The 14,809-nt window shown below is 72.6% G+C and carries 13 protein-coding genes; 7 read left to right on the forward strand and 6 right to left on the reverse strand.

Going from position 1 to position 14,809, the window contains the following annotated elements:
* Positions 1–25: 25 nt before the first annotated feature.
* Positions 26–175, reverse strand: a complete 150-nt coding sequence (locus tag GJR97_RS03995) for a hypothetical protein (RefSeq protein WP_154345189.1) — start codon at positions 173–175, stop codon at positions 26–28.
* Positions 176–273: 98 nt separating this feature from the next.
* On the opposite strand from GJR97_RS03995, the gene GJR97_RS04000 reads away from it, so the two are divergent.
* A complete protein-coding gene (locus GJR97_RS04000) occupies positions 274–1,230 on the forward strand; it encodes a GlxA family transcriptional regulator (RefSeq protein WP_324613123.1) in 957 nt (318 codons plus the stop codon).
* A gap of 46 nt (positions 1,231–1,276) precedes the next feature.
* Here GJR97_RS04000 and manA read toward each other — a convergent pair whose 3' ends face one another.
* Positions 1,277–2,521, reverse strand: a complete 1,245-nt coding sequence (manA, locus tag GJR97_RS04005; protein ID WP_154345190.1) for a mannose-6-phosphate isomerase, class I — start codon at positions 2,519–2,521, stop codon at positions 1,277–1,279.
* Between the two features lie 106 nt (positions 2,522–2,627).
* Here manA and GJR97_RS04010 point away from each other — a divergent pair, with 106 nt between their 5' ends.
* Genes GJR97_RS04010 through GJR97_RS04020 form a run of 3 tightly spaced genes read left to right on the forward strand, consistent with a single transcriptional unit; the run spans position 2,628 to position 6,488 of the window.
* Positions 2,628–3,806 carry an acyl-CoA dehydrogenase family protein gene (locus GJR97_RS04010; protein WP_154345191.1) on the forward strand — a complete coding sequence of 393 codons (1,179 nt, stop codon included), beginning with the start codon at positions 2,628–2,630 and terminating at the stop codon, positions 3,804–3,806.
* Between the two features lie 49 nt (positions 3,807–3,855).
* Positions 3,856–5,220, forward strand: coding sequence for an O-antigen ligase family protein (locus GJR97_RS04015; protein ID WP_195760601.1), 1,365 nt, complete (start codon positions 3,856–3,858; stop codon positions 5,218–5,220).
* Entirely contained in the window at positions 5,217–6,488 is a 1,272-nt protein-coding gene (locus tag GJR97_RS04020; RefSeq protein ID WP_324613124.1) for an O-antigen ligase family protein, read from the forward strand. The genes GJR97_RS04015 and GJR97_RS04020 overlap by 4 nt, the downstream gene beginning before the upstream one ends.
* Positions 6,489–6,501: 13 nt before the next feature.
* Here the strand turns inward: GJR97_RS04020 and GJR97_RS04025 are convergent, their stop codons facing one another.
* Together GJR97_RS04025 and GJR97_RS04030 are read right to left on the reverse strand one after the other, a co-directional pair.
* Positions 6,502–7,539 carry a glycosyltransferase family 2 protein gene (locus GJR97_RS04025; RefSeq protein ID WP_154345193.1) on the reverse strand — a complete coding sequence of 346 codons (1,038 nt, stop codon included), beginning with the start codon at positions 7,537–7,539 and terminating at the stop codon, positions 6,502–6,504.
* The gene (locus tag GJR97_RS04030) at positions 7,536–8,708 is read right to left on the reverse strand and encodes a glycosyltransferase family 2 protein (protein ID WP_229275949.1); all 1,173 of its coding nucleotides are present in this window, start codon (positions 8,706–8,708) and stop codon (positions 7,536–7,538) included. The genes GJR97_RS04025 and GJR97_RS04030 overlap by 4 nt, the downstream gene beginning before the upstream one ends.
* Before the next feature lie 57 nt (positions 8,709–8,765).
* Here GJR97_RS04030 and GJR97_RS04035 point away from each other — a divergent pair, with 57 nt between their 5' ends.
* The 3 genes from GJR97_RS04035 to GJR97_RS17830 are packed head-to-tail and all read left to right on the forward strand — an operon-like array spanning position 8,766 to position 11,949.
* Entirely contained in the window at positions 8,766–9,644 is an 879-nt protein-coding gene (locus GJR97_RS04035) for a glycosyltransferase family 2 protein (RefSeq protein WP_154345195.1), read from the forward strand.
* A complete protein-coding gene (locus tag GJR97_RS17825) occupies positions 9,641–10,855 on the forward strand; it encodes a hypothetical protein (protein WP_195760602.1) in 1,215 nt (404 codons plus the stop codon). The genes GJR97_RS04035 and GJR97_RS17825 overlap by 4 nt, the downstream gene beginning before the upstream one ends.
* Positions 10,852–11,949 (forward strand): glycosyltransferase family 4 protein, encoded by a 1,098-nt coding sequence (locus tag GJR97_RS17830; protein ID WP_195760603.1) that lies wholly within the window; start codon positions 10,852–10,854, stop codon positions 11,947–11,949. Before GJR97_RS17825 ends, GJR97_RS17830 begins: the two co-directional genes overlap by 4 nt.
* A gap of 4 nt (positions 11,950–11,953) precedes the next feature.
* Here GJR97_RS17830 and GJR97_RS04045 read toward each other — a convergent pair whose 3' ends face one another.
* Positions 11,954–13,141, reverse strand: a complete 1,188-nt coding sequence (locus GJR97_RS04045) for a glycosyltransferase family 4 protein (protein ID WP_154345197.1) — start codon at positions 13,139–13,141, stop codon at positions 11,954–11,956.
* Complete coding sequence (locus GJR97_RS04050; RefSeq protein WP_154345198.1) at positions 13,138–14,742, reverse strand: DUF2142 domain-containing protein; 1,605 nt, start codon at positions 14,740–14,742, stop codon at positions 13,138–13,140. Before GJR97_RS04050 ends, GJR97_RS04045 begins: the two co-directional genes overlap by 4 nt.
* Positions 14,743–14,809 lie beyond the last annotated feature (67 nt).

The raw sequence follows: 14,809 nt of genomic DNA on the forward strand, positions 1-14,809 counted from the left end.
GTCGTGACGATGCTAGCGGCCGGGGTCAGGCGCGACGCAGCGGGGCCCGATCGACGTGACGCACGCGGTCTCGGATCTCGGGTCGGCCGTAGCCGTCCGAGTCGAGGCGGAGCAGCGTCGCGACGACGCCCCACACCGCGAGTCCGGCGATGATCAGCAGCACGATGATGTCCATGGCAGGAATTCTCCGCCTTGCAAGATCCTGCCGAAAGTGGCAGACTCGCCACTGATCGACACATTCCTGCCACCGTGTGGCGGTATCGAGGAGGATCCGTGCTCCAGACCATCGCGTGCATCGCCGTCCCCCAGATGGCACCGTTCGAGTTCGGCGTGATCTGCGAGGTCTTCGGCATCGACCGGTCCGAGCAGGGCGGCCCGTCGTTCGACTTCCACGTCGTCGCCGCGGAGCCCGGGCCCATCTCGACGAAGCTCGGCTTCGACGTCGTCGTGCACGAGGGACTCGAGGCCGCCGAGACCGCCGACCTCGTCGCCGTCCCCGCCTCGCTCATCGACGAGCCCGCCCACCCCGAGGTGCTGCGGGTCATCCGCGACGCCGTCGACCGCGGCGCCTGGGTGCTGAGCGTCTGCTCGGGCGCCTTCACGCTCGGCCGCGCCGGCGTCCTCGACGGCCGCCGCGCGACCACGCACTGGATGTACACCGACCGCCTGGCCGAGATGTTCCCCGACACCGAGGTCGATCCCGACGTGCTCTTCGTGCAGGACGGCAAGGTCGTCACGGGCGCCGGCACCGCCGCGGGCATCGACGCGGCGCTGCACATCGTCCGCACCGAGCTCGGCGCGAGCGCCGCGAACATCGTCGCCCGGCGCATGGTCGTCCCGCCGCAGCGCGACGGCGGCCAGTCCCAGTTCATCCAGACCCCCGTCGTCGACGCCAGGAGCGACTCGTTCGCCCTCGTCACCGAGTGGATGCTCGAGCACCTCGACGAGGACCTCACGGTCGACCGCCTCGCCCGCAAGGCGCTCATGTCGCCACGCACCTTCGCACGCAAGTTCCGCGCCGAGACCGGCACGACGCCGAACGCGTGGCTCAACCGCCAGCGCCTCCTCCGTGCGCAGCAACTGCTCGAGGAGACCGACCTGACCCTCGAGGAGATCGCCCGCGAGACCGGCTTCGGCGCCGCGGCCGTCATGCGCCACCACTTCGTGAAGACGCTGCAGACCACGCCGACCCAGTACCGACGGGTGTTCGGTCCGCGACAGGTCGGGTGACGGCGAGCGGATGCCGCGGCATCCGTCGTCGATCACCGCGAGGTGCTCAGCCCATTGCGGGCGGCACCGTCGCCACCCAGGCGACGCCCTCGCCGGCGAAGGCGAGCGACGCCTCGTCAGGCGACGCGAACGCCGCCTCGCCGCGTGCCACGGCGATCGACCCGTGGGCGCCGGAGACCTCGACCCCGGCGCCCTCCGCGAGGACGATCGCGGGGCCGGAGAGCGCGATGCGCGCCGCCCCATCCGCCCCCTCGACGCGGAAGAGCGTGAAGTCCGGGACGGACGGGCGGTACTCGAGGACACCCGGAGCCGCCTCGATGGGCGCGAGCAGCGGCGGCTCGATCGGGGTGAAGTCGAGCACCTCGATGAGCTCGGGCACGTCGATGTGCTTCGACGTCAGCCCGCCGCGGAGCACGTTGTCGCTCGCGGCCATCAGCTCGATGCCGAGGCCGGAGAGGTACGCGTGGATGTTGCCGGCGTCGAGGAACAGCGCCTCGCCGCGCCGGAGGCTCACCCGGTTCAGGAGCAGGGAGATCACGATCCCGGGGTCGCCGGGGTACTCCTCGGCGAGGTCGAGCACCGTGCGGAACGAGGCGGCGAACGGCGAGGCGAGCGCCTCGTCGCTCGCGGCGAGCGCGGTCACGCGCTCGATGAGCCAGGCCGCCTCGCCGGTGTCCTCCCCGCGACCGTCCTGGAGGAGCCAGACGACGCTCTCGCGAAGGGCGTCGGGGCCGTCGAGCCGCGCGGCGAGCAGGTCGAGCGCGCCGGGCTGCGGTTCGGCCGAGGCCGCATCAGCGGCGCGGAGGGCCTCGACGACCCCGGCGACCTCATCGAGCGGCCGGAAGCCGGAGAGCGCCTCGAACCGCTCGCTCACTGCGACGATGAGCTCGGGCTTGGCGAACGGGTCCTTGTAGTTGCGGTCGAACGCGTCGATCGGCACGCCCTCCGCCTCCTCGCGTCCGTAGCCCATGCGCGCCTGGTCGGGCGTCGGATGCGCCTGGAGCGAGAGCGGGCGCGCGGCGGCGAGCACCTTGAGCAGGAAGGGCAGCCGGGCCCCCTCGCGTGCGTGCTCCGGTCCGAGCGCGAGCGCGGGGTTCGCGGCGATCAGCTCGGCGAGGTCGGACGCAGCCGCGGCATCCGCGTCGATCACCTCGGCGGGCGAGCCGGCGTGCGCCCCGAGCCAGAGCTCCGCCTCGGGCGAGCCGGTCGGATCCACCCCGCGGAACTCGGCGATCGCGGTGTGGGAACCCCACGCATAGTCTCGGGGCGTGTTGCGGATCGCGACAAACATGCGAAGTGGGTTCCTTTCCCGGTTTGGGGCCAAACTACCAAGCCCTGCGCCGGCCGGCCGGTGGCTGCATACGCTCGGCCCATCCCCCGATGACTGAGGAGCAGCCATGTCCTTCGAGCCGCTCGCGAGCGACTTCTACTCGTACGCGTCCCTGTTGACCGACCGCGAGCAGGAGGCGCTCACCGAGCTCCGCGCCTGGCTCGAGCGCGACGTCCGTCCGATCGTCAACGATCACTGGGAGCGCGCCGAGTTCCCCATGGAGGTCGTCAGGCCCCTCGCGGACCACGGCACGCTCGCGTTCGCGTGGGACGAGACGACGCCCTTCGAGAACTCCGCGGTCTTCCGCGGGTTCGTGGCGCTGGAACTCGCCCGGGTCGACGCGTCGATCGGCACGTTCGTCGGCGTCCAGAACGGGCTCGCGACCGGATCGATCTCCGTCGCCGGCTCCGCCGAGCAGCGGCGGGAGTGGATCCCGCGCCTCGCCTCCGGCGAGGTCGTCGGCGCGTTCGGCCTCACCGAACCGCTCTCCGGCTCCGACTCCGCACGCGGCCTGCGGACGACCGCACGGCGGGACGGCGACGAGTGGGTGCTGAACGGCGAGAAGCGCTGGATCGGGAACGCGACCTTCTCGGACATCACGATCATCTGGGCGAAGGACGAGGCAGACGGCCAGGTCAAGGGCTTCATCGTTCCCACCTCGACGCCCGGGTACGCCGCCACGAAGATCCAGGGCAAGATCAGCCTCCGGATGGTGCAGAACGCCGACATCACCCTCACCGACGTACGCGTTCCCGAGTCGCTCCGCCTGCAGAACGCGGACTCGTTCCGCGCCACGGCGGCGGTGCTCAGGCAGACCCGGGCCGAGGTCGCGTGGTCAGCGGTCGGCACGGCCATCGGCGCCTACGAGGCCGCCGTTCGCTACGCCACGGAGCGCGAGCAGTTCGGCAAGACCATCGGCTCGCACCAGCTGATCCAGGACCTGCTCGTGAAGTGCCTCGGCAACATCACGGCCTCGCTCGGCATGGTCGTGCGCGTCTCGCAGATGCTCGACGCGGGCGAGCAGCGCGACGAGCACTCGGCGCTGGCGAAGGCCTACGCGACGACCGCCATGCGCGAGACCGTCGCCTGGGCCCGCGAGGTGTGCGGCGGCAACGGCATCGTCCTCGACTACGACGTGGCCCGGTTCTTCGCCGACGCCGAGGCGCTCTACTCGTACGAGGGCACGCGCGAGATGAACACGCTCATCGTCGGCCGTGCCATCACGGGCGAGGCGGCGTTCGTCTGACCCGATGCTGCGGCCGGCCGGATCCGGCCGCCGCGATACCCTTGTGCGCATGACCCTCGGACGACGGCCGGTGCTGGAGAGCGCGTTCGCCACGTTCGTGTTCTTCACCGCGTTCGCCGGGCAGTTCTGGCGGAACCTCCTCGGCTGGTGGGGCTTCGGCGCGGTCGTCGCGGTCGTGCTGGTCGGCTCCGTCTGGCTCTGGGCCGCCCGACGACCCCGCCTGAGCTGGCGTCGGACGCCGAAGTCGACTCTGTTCCTCCTCGGCATCGCGACGCTCTCGCTCGCCTGGTCGCACTACCCGGGCGGCACCGCGCTCGGACTCGCGATCCTCTTCGTCACCACGATCGCCGCACTCTCCCTCACGCTCTCGCTGGGCTGGCACGGCGTGCTCCGTGCGGCCGGCAGCGCGCTGAAGTGGGTGCTCGCGCTCTCGCTGCTCTTCGAGCTCTGGGTCGCCGTGTTCGTCCGCGAGCCGCTGCTGCCGAACTTCCCCGACTTCGACGCGTCGACCGGGGACCTGCCGATGGCCTTCTACTGGTCCCGCGCCATGCTCTTCGACGGGGGGCCGATCGAGGGCATCGTCGGCAACCGCAACCTCCTCGGCATGGCCGCGCTGATCGCCGCGATCCTCTTCGCCGCGCTGCTCGCGAGCGGAGGGATGCGCCGCGCCCAGGGCATCGGCTGGCTGGTCGTGAGCGGCCTGATCCTGCTGCTCACGCGGTCCGCCACCGTCGCGCTCGTCGGGGTGCTCGTGCTCGCGGCGTACGGGTTCGCGATGTGGGCCCGCCGGGTCGGCCCCGAGCGCCGCCGCACCGTCTACGTCACCGCGGCCGCCGCGCTCGTGGCATCCGTCGCCCTCGTCGGGCTGCTCTGGAACGCCCTGCTCGGCCTGTTCGGCAAGAGCGAGGACCTCACCGGCCGCCTCGACATCTGGGATTCGGTGATCGGCCTCGCCGCGGAGCGCCCGGTGCTCGGCTGGGGCTACATCGGCTACTGGCAGCCGTGGGTCGACCCCTTCGACGGCCTGGCGGTCCGCAACGGCGTCGAGTACCTGCAGGCGCACAACGCCTGGCTCGACGTGTGGATGCAGCTCGGCGTCGTCGGACTCCTCGCCTTCGCCTCGATCGTCGTCGGCGCGCTCTGGAGGTCGTGGTTCCTCGCGGTCGACCGACCGAGGGACGAACGCGGGCACCCCGTCGGGTTCTCCGCGATCTCGCTCATCCCGCTGCTCGTCCTGGTCGCGCTGATCGGGCAGTCGCTCGCCGAGAGCCGGCTGCTCATCGAATCGGGCTGGATCCTGCTCCTCGCGATCGCGTGGGGGACCAAGCAGCGGCAGTGGTCGCCCGAACCGCTCCCGACCATGCCGCCGACCCGCTCGCCGAGGCGCTGGGCGCGCCCGGAGGTGCCCCGGTGAGGTCGGCCCTGCGCGAGTTCGCCGGCTCGGCGCGCTTCGCGCAGGCGGTGACGCTCATGTCCGTCGGGCTGGCGTTCTCGACGCACGCCGTGCGCGCCCTCGTGGGATGGCCCGGCCTCATCGCCGCACTGGCCACGCTCATCGTGCTCGCCGGCATCTCGCTCGTCGCGCGCTGGCGCGCGGTCGAGTGGTACGGCATCCTCCCGCTGACCATCCTCGTCTTCGTCGGATGGTGCGGCGCCTCGGTGATCTGGAGCGACACGCCGGGTCTCACCGTCCTCGGCGTCGGCTACCTCATCAGCTTCGGCGTGCTCGGGGTGTACATCGCGCTCATGCGCGACACCATCCAGATCGTCCGCGCCTTCGGCGACGTGCTGCGGGTCCTGCTCGGCGTCTCGCTCGCGCTCGAGGTGCTCTCCGGCATCCTGCTCGACCTGCCGATCGCGTTCCTCGGCGTCCAGGGGAACATCGCCTCGCTGGGCCCGGTCCAGGGGATGTTCGGCTCGCGGAACCTGCTCGGCTTCGTGGCGCTCATCGGCCTGATCACGTTCATCGTCGAGTGGCGCACGCGCAGCGTCCGTCCCGGGCGCGCGATCGCCTCCGTGGTCCTCGCGAGCCTGCTGCTCCTGTTCTCCGGCTCCCCCACGACCTTCGTCGCCCTCGGCGTCACGCTGGTCGCGCTCGCCGCGCTCTTCGGCCTGCGCCGCGTTCCATCCGAGACGCGATGGCGCTGGCAGCTCGCGCTGCTGATCTCCGCCGTCGCGATGCTCGTCGTCGGCTGGATCACGCGCATCCGCATCATCGAACTGCTCGACGCGCGCGGCGAGTTCGACGTCCGACTGGACGTCTGGCGCGAGGTCTCCCGCTACCTCGCGGTGAACCCGCTGCAGGGCTGGGGATGGGTCGGCCGCTGGCCCGATGCCGCGCCCTACGTCTGGGTCGAGCGCGGCGTCGGACGAGACCACTCGTCGGCGCTCAGCGCCTATATCGACGCGTACTTCCAGGTCGGGGTCATCGGCGCACTGCTCTTCGCCGGGCTCGTGGGCGTCGCGCTCGTCCGGGCGTGGCTCCTCGCCTCGTCGCGACGCAGCGTCGTCTACCTGTGGCCGGCCCTCGCGCTCGTCGCCCTCGCCGTCACGAGCTTCGCGGAGAGCTTCGCGCTGCTCGAGGGCGGCTGGATGCTGCTCGTCGTCTGCGCCGTGAAGGCCGCGCGCGACATGAGCTGGCGGGATGCGCTCGCGGGCGCCTCGCCCGCGAGACTGGCGTGAGTCCGACCCGACGTCAGACGGGCTGGACGAGGTCGCGCAGCACGTCCTGGGCGCCCAGCCCGTAGCGCGTGTACCGGCCGGTCCGCCACTCGCGCAGCACCGGCCCGACTCGCCGGAAGCGCGCCGCGGGCAGGCCCGAGCGTGCGCGCTCGTGCGCGAGCTTGTCGCCCGCCACGGTCGCGACGAACTCCGGCGCGACCGTCCGTGCGCGCTCGGCGATCCCCGGCAGTCGCTCGGCGAGCGCGATCGCGCGCGCGAGCAAGCGGGCGTTGCGTTCGGAGCGCGGAGCACGGAGCCGGTCCAGCCGCCCGCCCCAGCCCAGGGCCGTCACGCCGATCTGGTTCGCTCCGTGCTGCCGATAGCCGATGAGCGGCTCCGGCCTGACCGCGACGCCGCCCGAGACGGATGCCACGATCGCCAGCCACTCGTCGTGGACCCAGCTCGGCGGGAACGGCGCCGCGAGCTCGACCAGCTCGCGCCGCAGCATCATGGTGGCGCCGGTCAGGAGGTTCCGACGGAGCAGCTCGTCGAACGCGGCCGCGCCGTCGACCGAGGCCCGGAGCGACTCGTCGATCCCGAGGGTGCCGAACAGGGTCGCCTCCATGGGGGCCCCGTCCGCATCGACCAGTTCGGCGTCGGCGGCCACGAGGCGCAGCGCCGGACGCTCCGCGAAGGCGGCGAGCGCCACGGCGATGCGGTCGGGACGCCACACGTCGTCCTGGTCGGACAGTGCGACGACGTCGCCGGTCGCTGCGCGGAGCGCCTGCTCGAAGTTGGCGGTGACGCCGAGCGGCTCGACGTTGCGGAGCACGACGAGCTCGACGGCGCCGCCGGCCTCGCGATGCTCCCGCACCGCCTGCTCGACGATCGCGACCGTGCCGTCGGTCGAGGCGTCGTCGCTCACGACGATCTCGTCGACCGGCCTCGTCTGCGCGAGGATCGTGCGGACCTGCTCGCCGACGAAGCGCGCACCGTTGTGCGTGCCGATCGCCACGGAGACCGTCGCCGCAGGGGCCTCCGGTCGCGACGCGGCATCCGCTCCGGTGCTCATTCCTTCCGGAGCCCGACCTTGAGGACTCCGAGGAACATCCCGGCCATGACGGTCTGCGCCCCGAGCATCATGAAGAGCGCGGCGAGGACGGCCGTGCGCGCGGTCGTGCCGGGATCGAGCGGGCCGAAGTCGGCCGCGGCCCAGACTGCGAATTGCCAGATCGCGATGGCGAGACCGACGAGGAACAGGGCGAGCCCGATGAGGGCCCCGCTCTCGAGGCTGATCCGGCGTTCGAGCCGGTCGAAGTTGCGCGACCTCGGGATCCGGAAGCCCTCGTGCTGCGCGTAGATCTTGGTCAGGATCGCGAACAGCACGGACTGGTACCCGACGACCGTGAGCGCGGCGAGGTACACCTGGCTCGACAGGTCGAACCCGACGTCCCCGAATACGACCGGACCGAACGCGAGGGCGAGCGTGCCGAGGAGCCCCAGCAGGAACGCGACCGTTCCGGGGATGAGGAACAGCCAGCGGGGACTGAAGATGAGGAGGAACCGGAGGTGGCGCCATCCGTCGCGCCAACTGCGCAGGTGCGGCGGCCGGCTGCGGCCGTCCTTGTCGAGGGTCGTGGGCACTTCGGTGACCCTGAGCCCGCCGAGGGTCGACTTCACGACCACCTCGCTCGCGAACTCCATGCCCGTGGTCTGCAGGTGGAGGTCGAGCATCGACTGCCGGTGGAAGCCCCTCAGCCCGCAGTGGAAGTCGCCGATCGGGGAGCGGAACAGCACGCGTCCGACCCACGACAGCACGGGGTTGCCGAGGTACTTGTGCAGGGGCGGCATCGCACCCTCGGCGATGCCGCCGCGGAAGCGGTTGCCCATGACGAGCTGGTCGCCGGCGCGGAGCCGTTCGACGAACGCGTCGAGCTTCGAGAAGTCGTAGCTGTCGTCGGCGTCGCCCATGATGACGTAGGTGCCCCGCGCCGCTTCGATGCCTCCCAGCAGCGCGCTGCCGTAGCCCTTCGCGGGCACGTCGACCACGCGAGCGCCGCGCGCCCGCGCGATCTCCTGCGACCCGTCGGTCGAGCCGTTGTCGGCGACGACGACCTCGCCGACGACGCCGCTGCGCTCGAGGTACCCGTTCGCCTTGTCGATGCAGGTCGCGAGGGTCTCGGCCTCGTTCAGGCAGGGCATCACGATCGAGAGTTCGATCGTGTCGGTCGCAGCTGGCATGTCGCAGTGGATCCTGTCGGTGTGGGAGGGCGAGTTCATCGTACAGAATGAGACATCGTGGAACTCGGACTGGTGGTCTCGACGCTCGGCCGCGTCGAACCGCTGCAGCGCCTCCTCGACTCGCTCTCGGGTCGGCTCGCGTCGGGCGACGAACTCGTGGTCGTCGCCCAACGGAACCTCGCCGAGGTGACGGCGCTGGTCGAGCGCTTCGATGCCGGCCGCGGCCGTGCCGTCGTCACGACGAGCGATCCCGGCGCCGCACGAGGACGCAACCACGGCGTGGCGTCGCTCGTCGGCGACGACCCACTCCTCGTGTTCCCCAACGACACGACGTGGTTCCCGGCCGGCAGCCTCGAGGCGCTCCGGGCGCTGCCCGCGGAGACGCGACTCGCCGCGATGACCGTCGTCGACGAGCACGGCCCGAAGTTCGTCCTCCCCTCCGCGGGCACGCCCTTCGACCGATGGAACGCGTGGAACGTGATCGAGATGGGACTGCTCCTCCGGCGCAGCCTCTTCGACGCCGTCGGCGGGTTCGACCCCTCGCTCGGAACCGGCGCACCGACCCCCTGGCAGGCGGGCGAGGCGACCGACCTGCTCCTGCGCATCGACGACCGCCTCCCATGGGAGACGGCGCAGATCCGGTGGCTCCCGCCGTCGGTCGCGGTCGGCGGGATCGCCGACGCCCACGGACTCGAGCGCGCGGAGCGCCGACGCAAGCTCCGCGCCTACGGCCGCGGTCTCGGCCTGGTCGTCACGCGCTGGCGCTACCCGTGGCCGTGGCGGGCGGCGTTCGTGGGCGGTGGCCTCGCGTTCGGCCTCCGCCACGGCGGCGAGTACGGCGCGCTGGACGGCTGGTGGGTGTTCGTCGGTCGGCTGGAGGGCGCACTGGGCCGCACCTTCGGCGGCTCCGCCGCGGTCCAGGCGGTGCGCCGATGAGCCTCGAGTCCCCCGCGCCGATGCGCCTCCGCCGCGCCACCATGAGCGCGATCACCCTGCTCGGCGGCGTCTCCCTCGCGGTCATCCCGGCGGCGACCGTCTCGATCGCCTCACGCCTCTTCACGCCCGCCGAGCAGGGCGTCATCGCGGTCGCGGTCACCGTCGCGACCTTCGCGGGCCAGCTGGCGTTCGCCGTCATCGTCGAGTCGCGGCTGAGCTCTGCGGGCACCGAGCGACGCGTCGTCTTCCCGCTCTGGCTCGCCGCGGCATCCGTCGTCGCGGGCATCGCGGTCATCGCCACGGGACCGAACGTGGTATCCCTGTGCATCGGCCTGCCCGTGCTCGTCGCCGCGCTCGAGGTCGGCCGCGGCGTCTCGGTCGCCGAGCGCCTCGACCGCCGGGAGATCTGGGCCTCGATCCTCGTCGGCGCGGGTGCGCTCACCGGCGTCCTCGCCGGCTTCGCGGGCCAGGCGTGGGCGCTGACGCCGCTCGTCGCGGGCATCGTCGCGGCGACCGTCGTCCGGTGCCTGCCCGTCGAGCACCGGGCGAGCCGACCCGAGCGTCGCGTGATGGGATGGGTCGTCGCCGACACGGCGATCACCGGCGCCGTGTACCCGCTGCTCAACTCGATGATCCTCGCCTTCCTCGGTCCGAACGAGGCGGTGCTGTTCGCCGCGATCTCGACCGTGTCGGGCCTGCTCGCGATCCCGCTGAACTTCATGCGCCTCCGCCTGCTCAAGGAGCACTCGGGGCTCGACATCGTCGTGTCGGCCGGCGCGGTCGTCGCGGCGATCGTCGCGCTCCTCCTCGCGGAGTGGCTCGGCGTGTTCGGCTTCCTCTTCGGCGAGGCCTGGACCGCCTCGGCGACGCTGCTGCCGCTCCTCATCGCCTGTGCGTGGCGCGCGGCGTCGCTGGCGACCACGATCCCGTTCGCCTCGCTGCGGCGGCGCGGGGAGGTGCGACTCGTGACCGGCCTGCGCGCCCTCGTCTCGGTGATCACCTTCGCACTGGCCGGACTCGCGCTGGTCACCGGATCGCTCGCCGCGGTGTTCGGCGGGCTGCTCGTCGCCGAGCTGGTCTCGGCAGTCGTCTACGAGGGGGCGCGCCGTCGGCGGGTCTCGGCGGTGCGGGCCGGGTCGGCCTCCGGCACGGATGCCGCAGGCGCCGCGCGGCACGCTCGGGACGAGCAGGCGGGCGGCGACGCAGCATGACCCGGATCCTCGTCGACCTGCTCTTCCAGACCGGCCGCAAGGGCGGCATGGAGTCGTACGTGCGCGAGCTGTACCCGCGGCTCGGCTCCCTCAGGCCCGACCTCGAGTTCGTGGGCCTGGCCTCGACCGAGCTCGCGGAGGCCGGAGCGCCGTGGTTCCCCGGCGAGCTCGTCGCCTCCGGCCGCTCCGGCGAGGACCGGGTCGCGTGGGCGCGCGGCGAGGTGCTCGACGTCGCGCGCCACGCCGCCCGACTCGACGCCGACCTCGTCCATGCACCCGCGAACCTCGGCCCCATCCGCTCCCGGACCCCCGTGGTCCTCACGGTGCACGACCTGCTCCCCTTCCGGCACCCGGAGTACGTGCCCGGTCCGTACGCACCGGTGCTGCGCTGGATGATCCGCGGCGCCGCACGCGCCGCGCGCCGCGTGCTGACCGTGAGCGAGTCGACCGCGGGAGATCTCGCCGACCTGCTCGGCCTCGACCGGGCTCGGATCGACGTGGTGCCGCTCGCCGGCGGTGCGAGCGGCGCGACGGCCGGGGCATCCGCCGACGTGCGCCGTTCGGACGACCTCGTGCTCGCCATCGGCAACCGCATGCCCCACAAGGACTTCGCCGCACTGCTCGAGGCGGTCGCGCTCCTGCCCGCCGACCGGCGTCCGCGCGTGGTCGTGACGGGCAGCCACGACGACGACCCCCTCGCTCCGGAGGTGCGCCGGCTCGGGCTCGACGAGCGCGTGCGGCTGGAACGGTGGGTGGCCCCCGAGGAACTGGAGCGCCTCTACGGGGAGGCCGCCCTGTTCGCCTTCCCGACCCGATTCGAGGGCTTCGGGCTGCCGCTCATCGAGGCGATGGCGCGCGGTGTCCCGGTCGTGGCGTCCGACCTCCCCGTCCTGCGCGAGGTGGGCGGTGACGCGGCGCGATGGGTCGGACCGGGCGACCGCGCGGCGCTGTCTCGAGCGATCGACTCGCTGCTGTCGGACCCGGTGGAGCGGGAGCGGATGTCGCGCGCCGGCCTCGAGCGTGCGGCGCGCTTCTCGTGGGAGCGCACGGCACGCGGAACCCTCGCCTCCTTCGAGCGCGCGCTCGCGGGCTGAGCCGTCACCGGCGCAGTCGCTCGGCCCGTCGCAGGAGTTCCTCGACCGAACCGGCGAGGTTCCGGGACTCGCGCTCGCGCGCGAACCACTCGGCCGTGGATCGGCGCAGCTCGCCGCCGGCGTCGACGACCTCGCGGATGGCCGCCCCGAGCGCCTCGGCCGTGGCATCCGTCGCCACCGCCCCGTTGACGCCCGGCTCGACGAGCTCGACCGAGGCGTTGTCGTCGCCCGCCACGACCACCGAGGGCACGCCGAGGGCGGCCGCCTCGGCGACCACGAGCCCGAACCCCTCGCGCGCGGAGGGGTTCACGAGGGCCGCGGCGCCCGAGACCACCGCATCCAGGTCGTCGTCGTCCAGTCGCCCCAGGAAGTGCACGGCATCGACGACCCCCGCCGACGCGGCCGCCGCCCTCGCGCGCTCCGTCTCGGGGCCGGTGCCGACCACCCGCGCCTCGAGCCCCGGGATCGTGCGACGCGCCACCGCCAGGGCGGGCGGCAGCGCATCGAGCCGCTTGTCCGCGATGTGACGGCCGACGAACACGACGTACGGGGCCGCGGCCGGCGCATCGCCCCGGGCTTCGGGTGTCGCGCGACCGGCGAAGGCGTTGGGCGGACTGGCGAGGTCGAGCAGCCCCAGCACGATCGGGTCCGCGCCGGGCAGCGCCGCCCGGAGGCGCGCCAGCGTGAAGCCGCTGTTCACCAGCCGGATGTCGCCGAGCCGGACCGCGAGCCACTGCAGCACCGCCGCGACCGTCCCCGTCACCGCACCCGCATAGGCCCGCCACTTCCGTGCGGGCCACACCTCGAGCCAGTCGACGGCGATCACGACCGGACGTCCGAGGAGCGCCGCGCGGACCGCGAACACGTTGAGCACCGGCAGCGCGGCGACGACGACCAGGTCGACGTCGCGCCCGTGGCGGACGAAGTGGCGGAACAGGCCGAACGCGAAGGCCACGGCGCTCCGCGTCGTCCGCACGCCGCCATCGTCGTAGATCTCGCCGCGCCACACCGAGACGACGTCGAACGGAGCCGTGGGCGGCTCCGTCGGCGGCCACTGCGCGCGCGTGACGTACGTCACGTGCGCGCCGCGGGCCACGAGCTCCTCGGCCATGCGCCGGTAGACGCGCTCCCCGCCGCCCGTGTTGACCGGGAAGACGCAGTCGTACGCGATCGCCACGCGCTGCCGGCTCATGCGCTGGGGCTCCCCGACGCGTCCCCCTGCGTCGCCCGGGCGACGGCCGCGACGTCGACGGGCGCGAGGTCGGAGTCGAGCCGCGCGACCAGGACGCCGAGCCGGCCGATGAAGGCCGCATACGCCGCCGAGGCGATGGCGTACAGCGTGACGAGGAGCGGCCACCCGCCCGGGGGCTGCCACTCGGGCGCGAGGACCATCTCGGTGATGCGGTCGTCCAGGCCCACCACGTAGCGGTACATCACGAACAGGAAGACGTACGCGCCGAACGCGGCGAGGAGCACGCCGCCGAGCCACGTGTACCGCACCGAGAGCCGTGCGATGCGGTCCGGGGTCCTGCGGGAGAGCAGGTGGCAGATCACGATCAGCGCGCCGAGGTAGAGGAACAACCCGTACCGGCCCTGCCAGATGATCCCGGTCTGACCGACCGAGCGCGCCTGGACGAGCACCGGCACGACCACGCAGGCCGCGATCACGACGGCGATCACGACGGCATCGCGTCGCTGCGACGAGCCGACCGCGAGGAACACGACGGCGCCGACCACCGCCGCCACCGACCACAGCGCCCAGGCGGGGATGACGGTGTCGAGCCATCCGAACTCCCCGATGGCCTGCTGGAGCAGTTCATCGGTGAGGCGGAGCATGTAGACGACGCCCTCGAGGAACCCCGCGCCGACGAGCGGCGCATCGCCCTCCCTGGCCTGGCTGGAGAGGCTGCCGCCGACCAGCGTCCACCCGAGCGAGAACAGCCCGAAGACGGCGATGATCCCGAGCCAGAGGTAGCTCCGAGCCGTCGTGAACAGGCTCCGCACCGGCGCCCAGCCGACCGTCAGCGCCGCCAACGCGACGATGACGACGAGCCACAGCGGCCCGAGCGCCCGCGCGGTGACCAGTGCGGCGGATGCGAGCGTGACGACCACCCACATCCAGGTCCGCGAGAACACCGCAGGCGGTCCGTGGCCGTGCGCCTCGAACAGGCGCAGTACCGCGACCCACAGGGCGACGGATGCCGCGATCTCGAGACCGTTCGGATTGACCGAGCCCATGAGGTAGACGCACATGGGCAATGCCGAGAACGCGAGCGCGAGCGGCATCCACCGCGCCCTCGTGCCCGCAACGGCGAGCTGGAACGCGGCCCCGACGAACAGCGCACCGATCAGCGCGCTGACGATGCGCATCGCGATCACGCCCGCGTCGCCGCCGATGACGAGGGACGGCCAGCCGACGAGTGCATAGTAGACGGGGTTGTACGCGCCGGTCCAGGTGTTGAACCAGTCCTGCCCGCCCTCGTCGCCGAGCGCGACGCCGCAGTCGGCCGAGCGGTTCTCGTCGTCGACGTAGCAGAGCAGCGCGGGGTCGTACCGGTACTCGTCCGGCAGTCGCACGACGAGGTGGAGGACGCCCTCGACCTCGTCGCCGATCAGCTGGCCGCGGACCTGGGCGATCGCCTTCGTCGCGTGCGCGTTCTCGTCGGGCACGGAGAAGATCGGGGAGGCGAACGCCCACAGGATGCCGAGGAACGCCGTCAGGGCGAAGCCGACCAGTCCCGCCCGGTTCGCGGCGGAGCGGCGCGCGCCGGCCCCCGCCGGTGCGTTCACCACTGCGCGCGCTCCATCTCAGGCATGACCGCCCGAGTCTAGCAACGCGGACCTCGTCGACCGGGCCCGC

It is taken from the genome of Agromyces kandeliae, from assembly GCF_009674665.1.
Taxonomy (GTDB): Bacteria; Actinomycetota; Actinomycetes; order Actinomycetales; family Microbacteriaceae; genus Agromyces; species Agromyces kandeliae.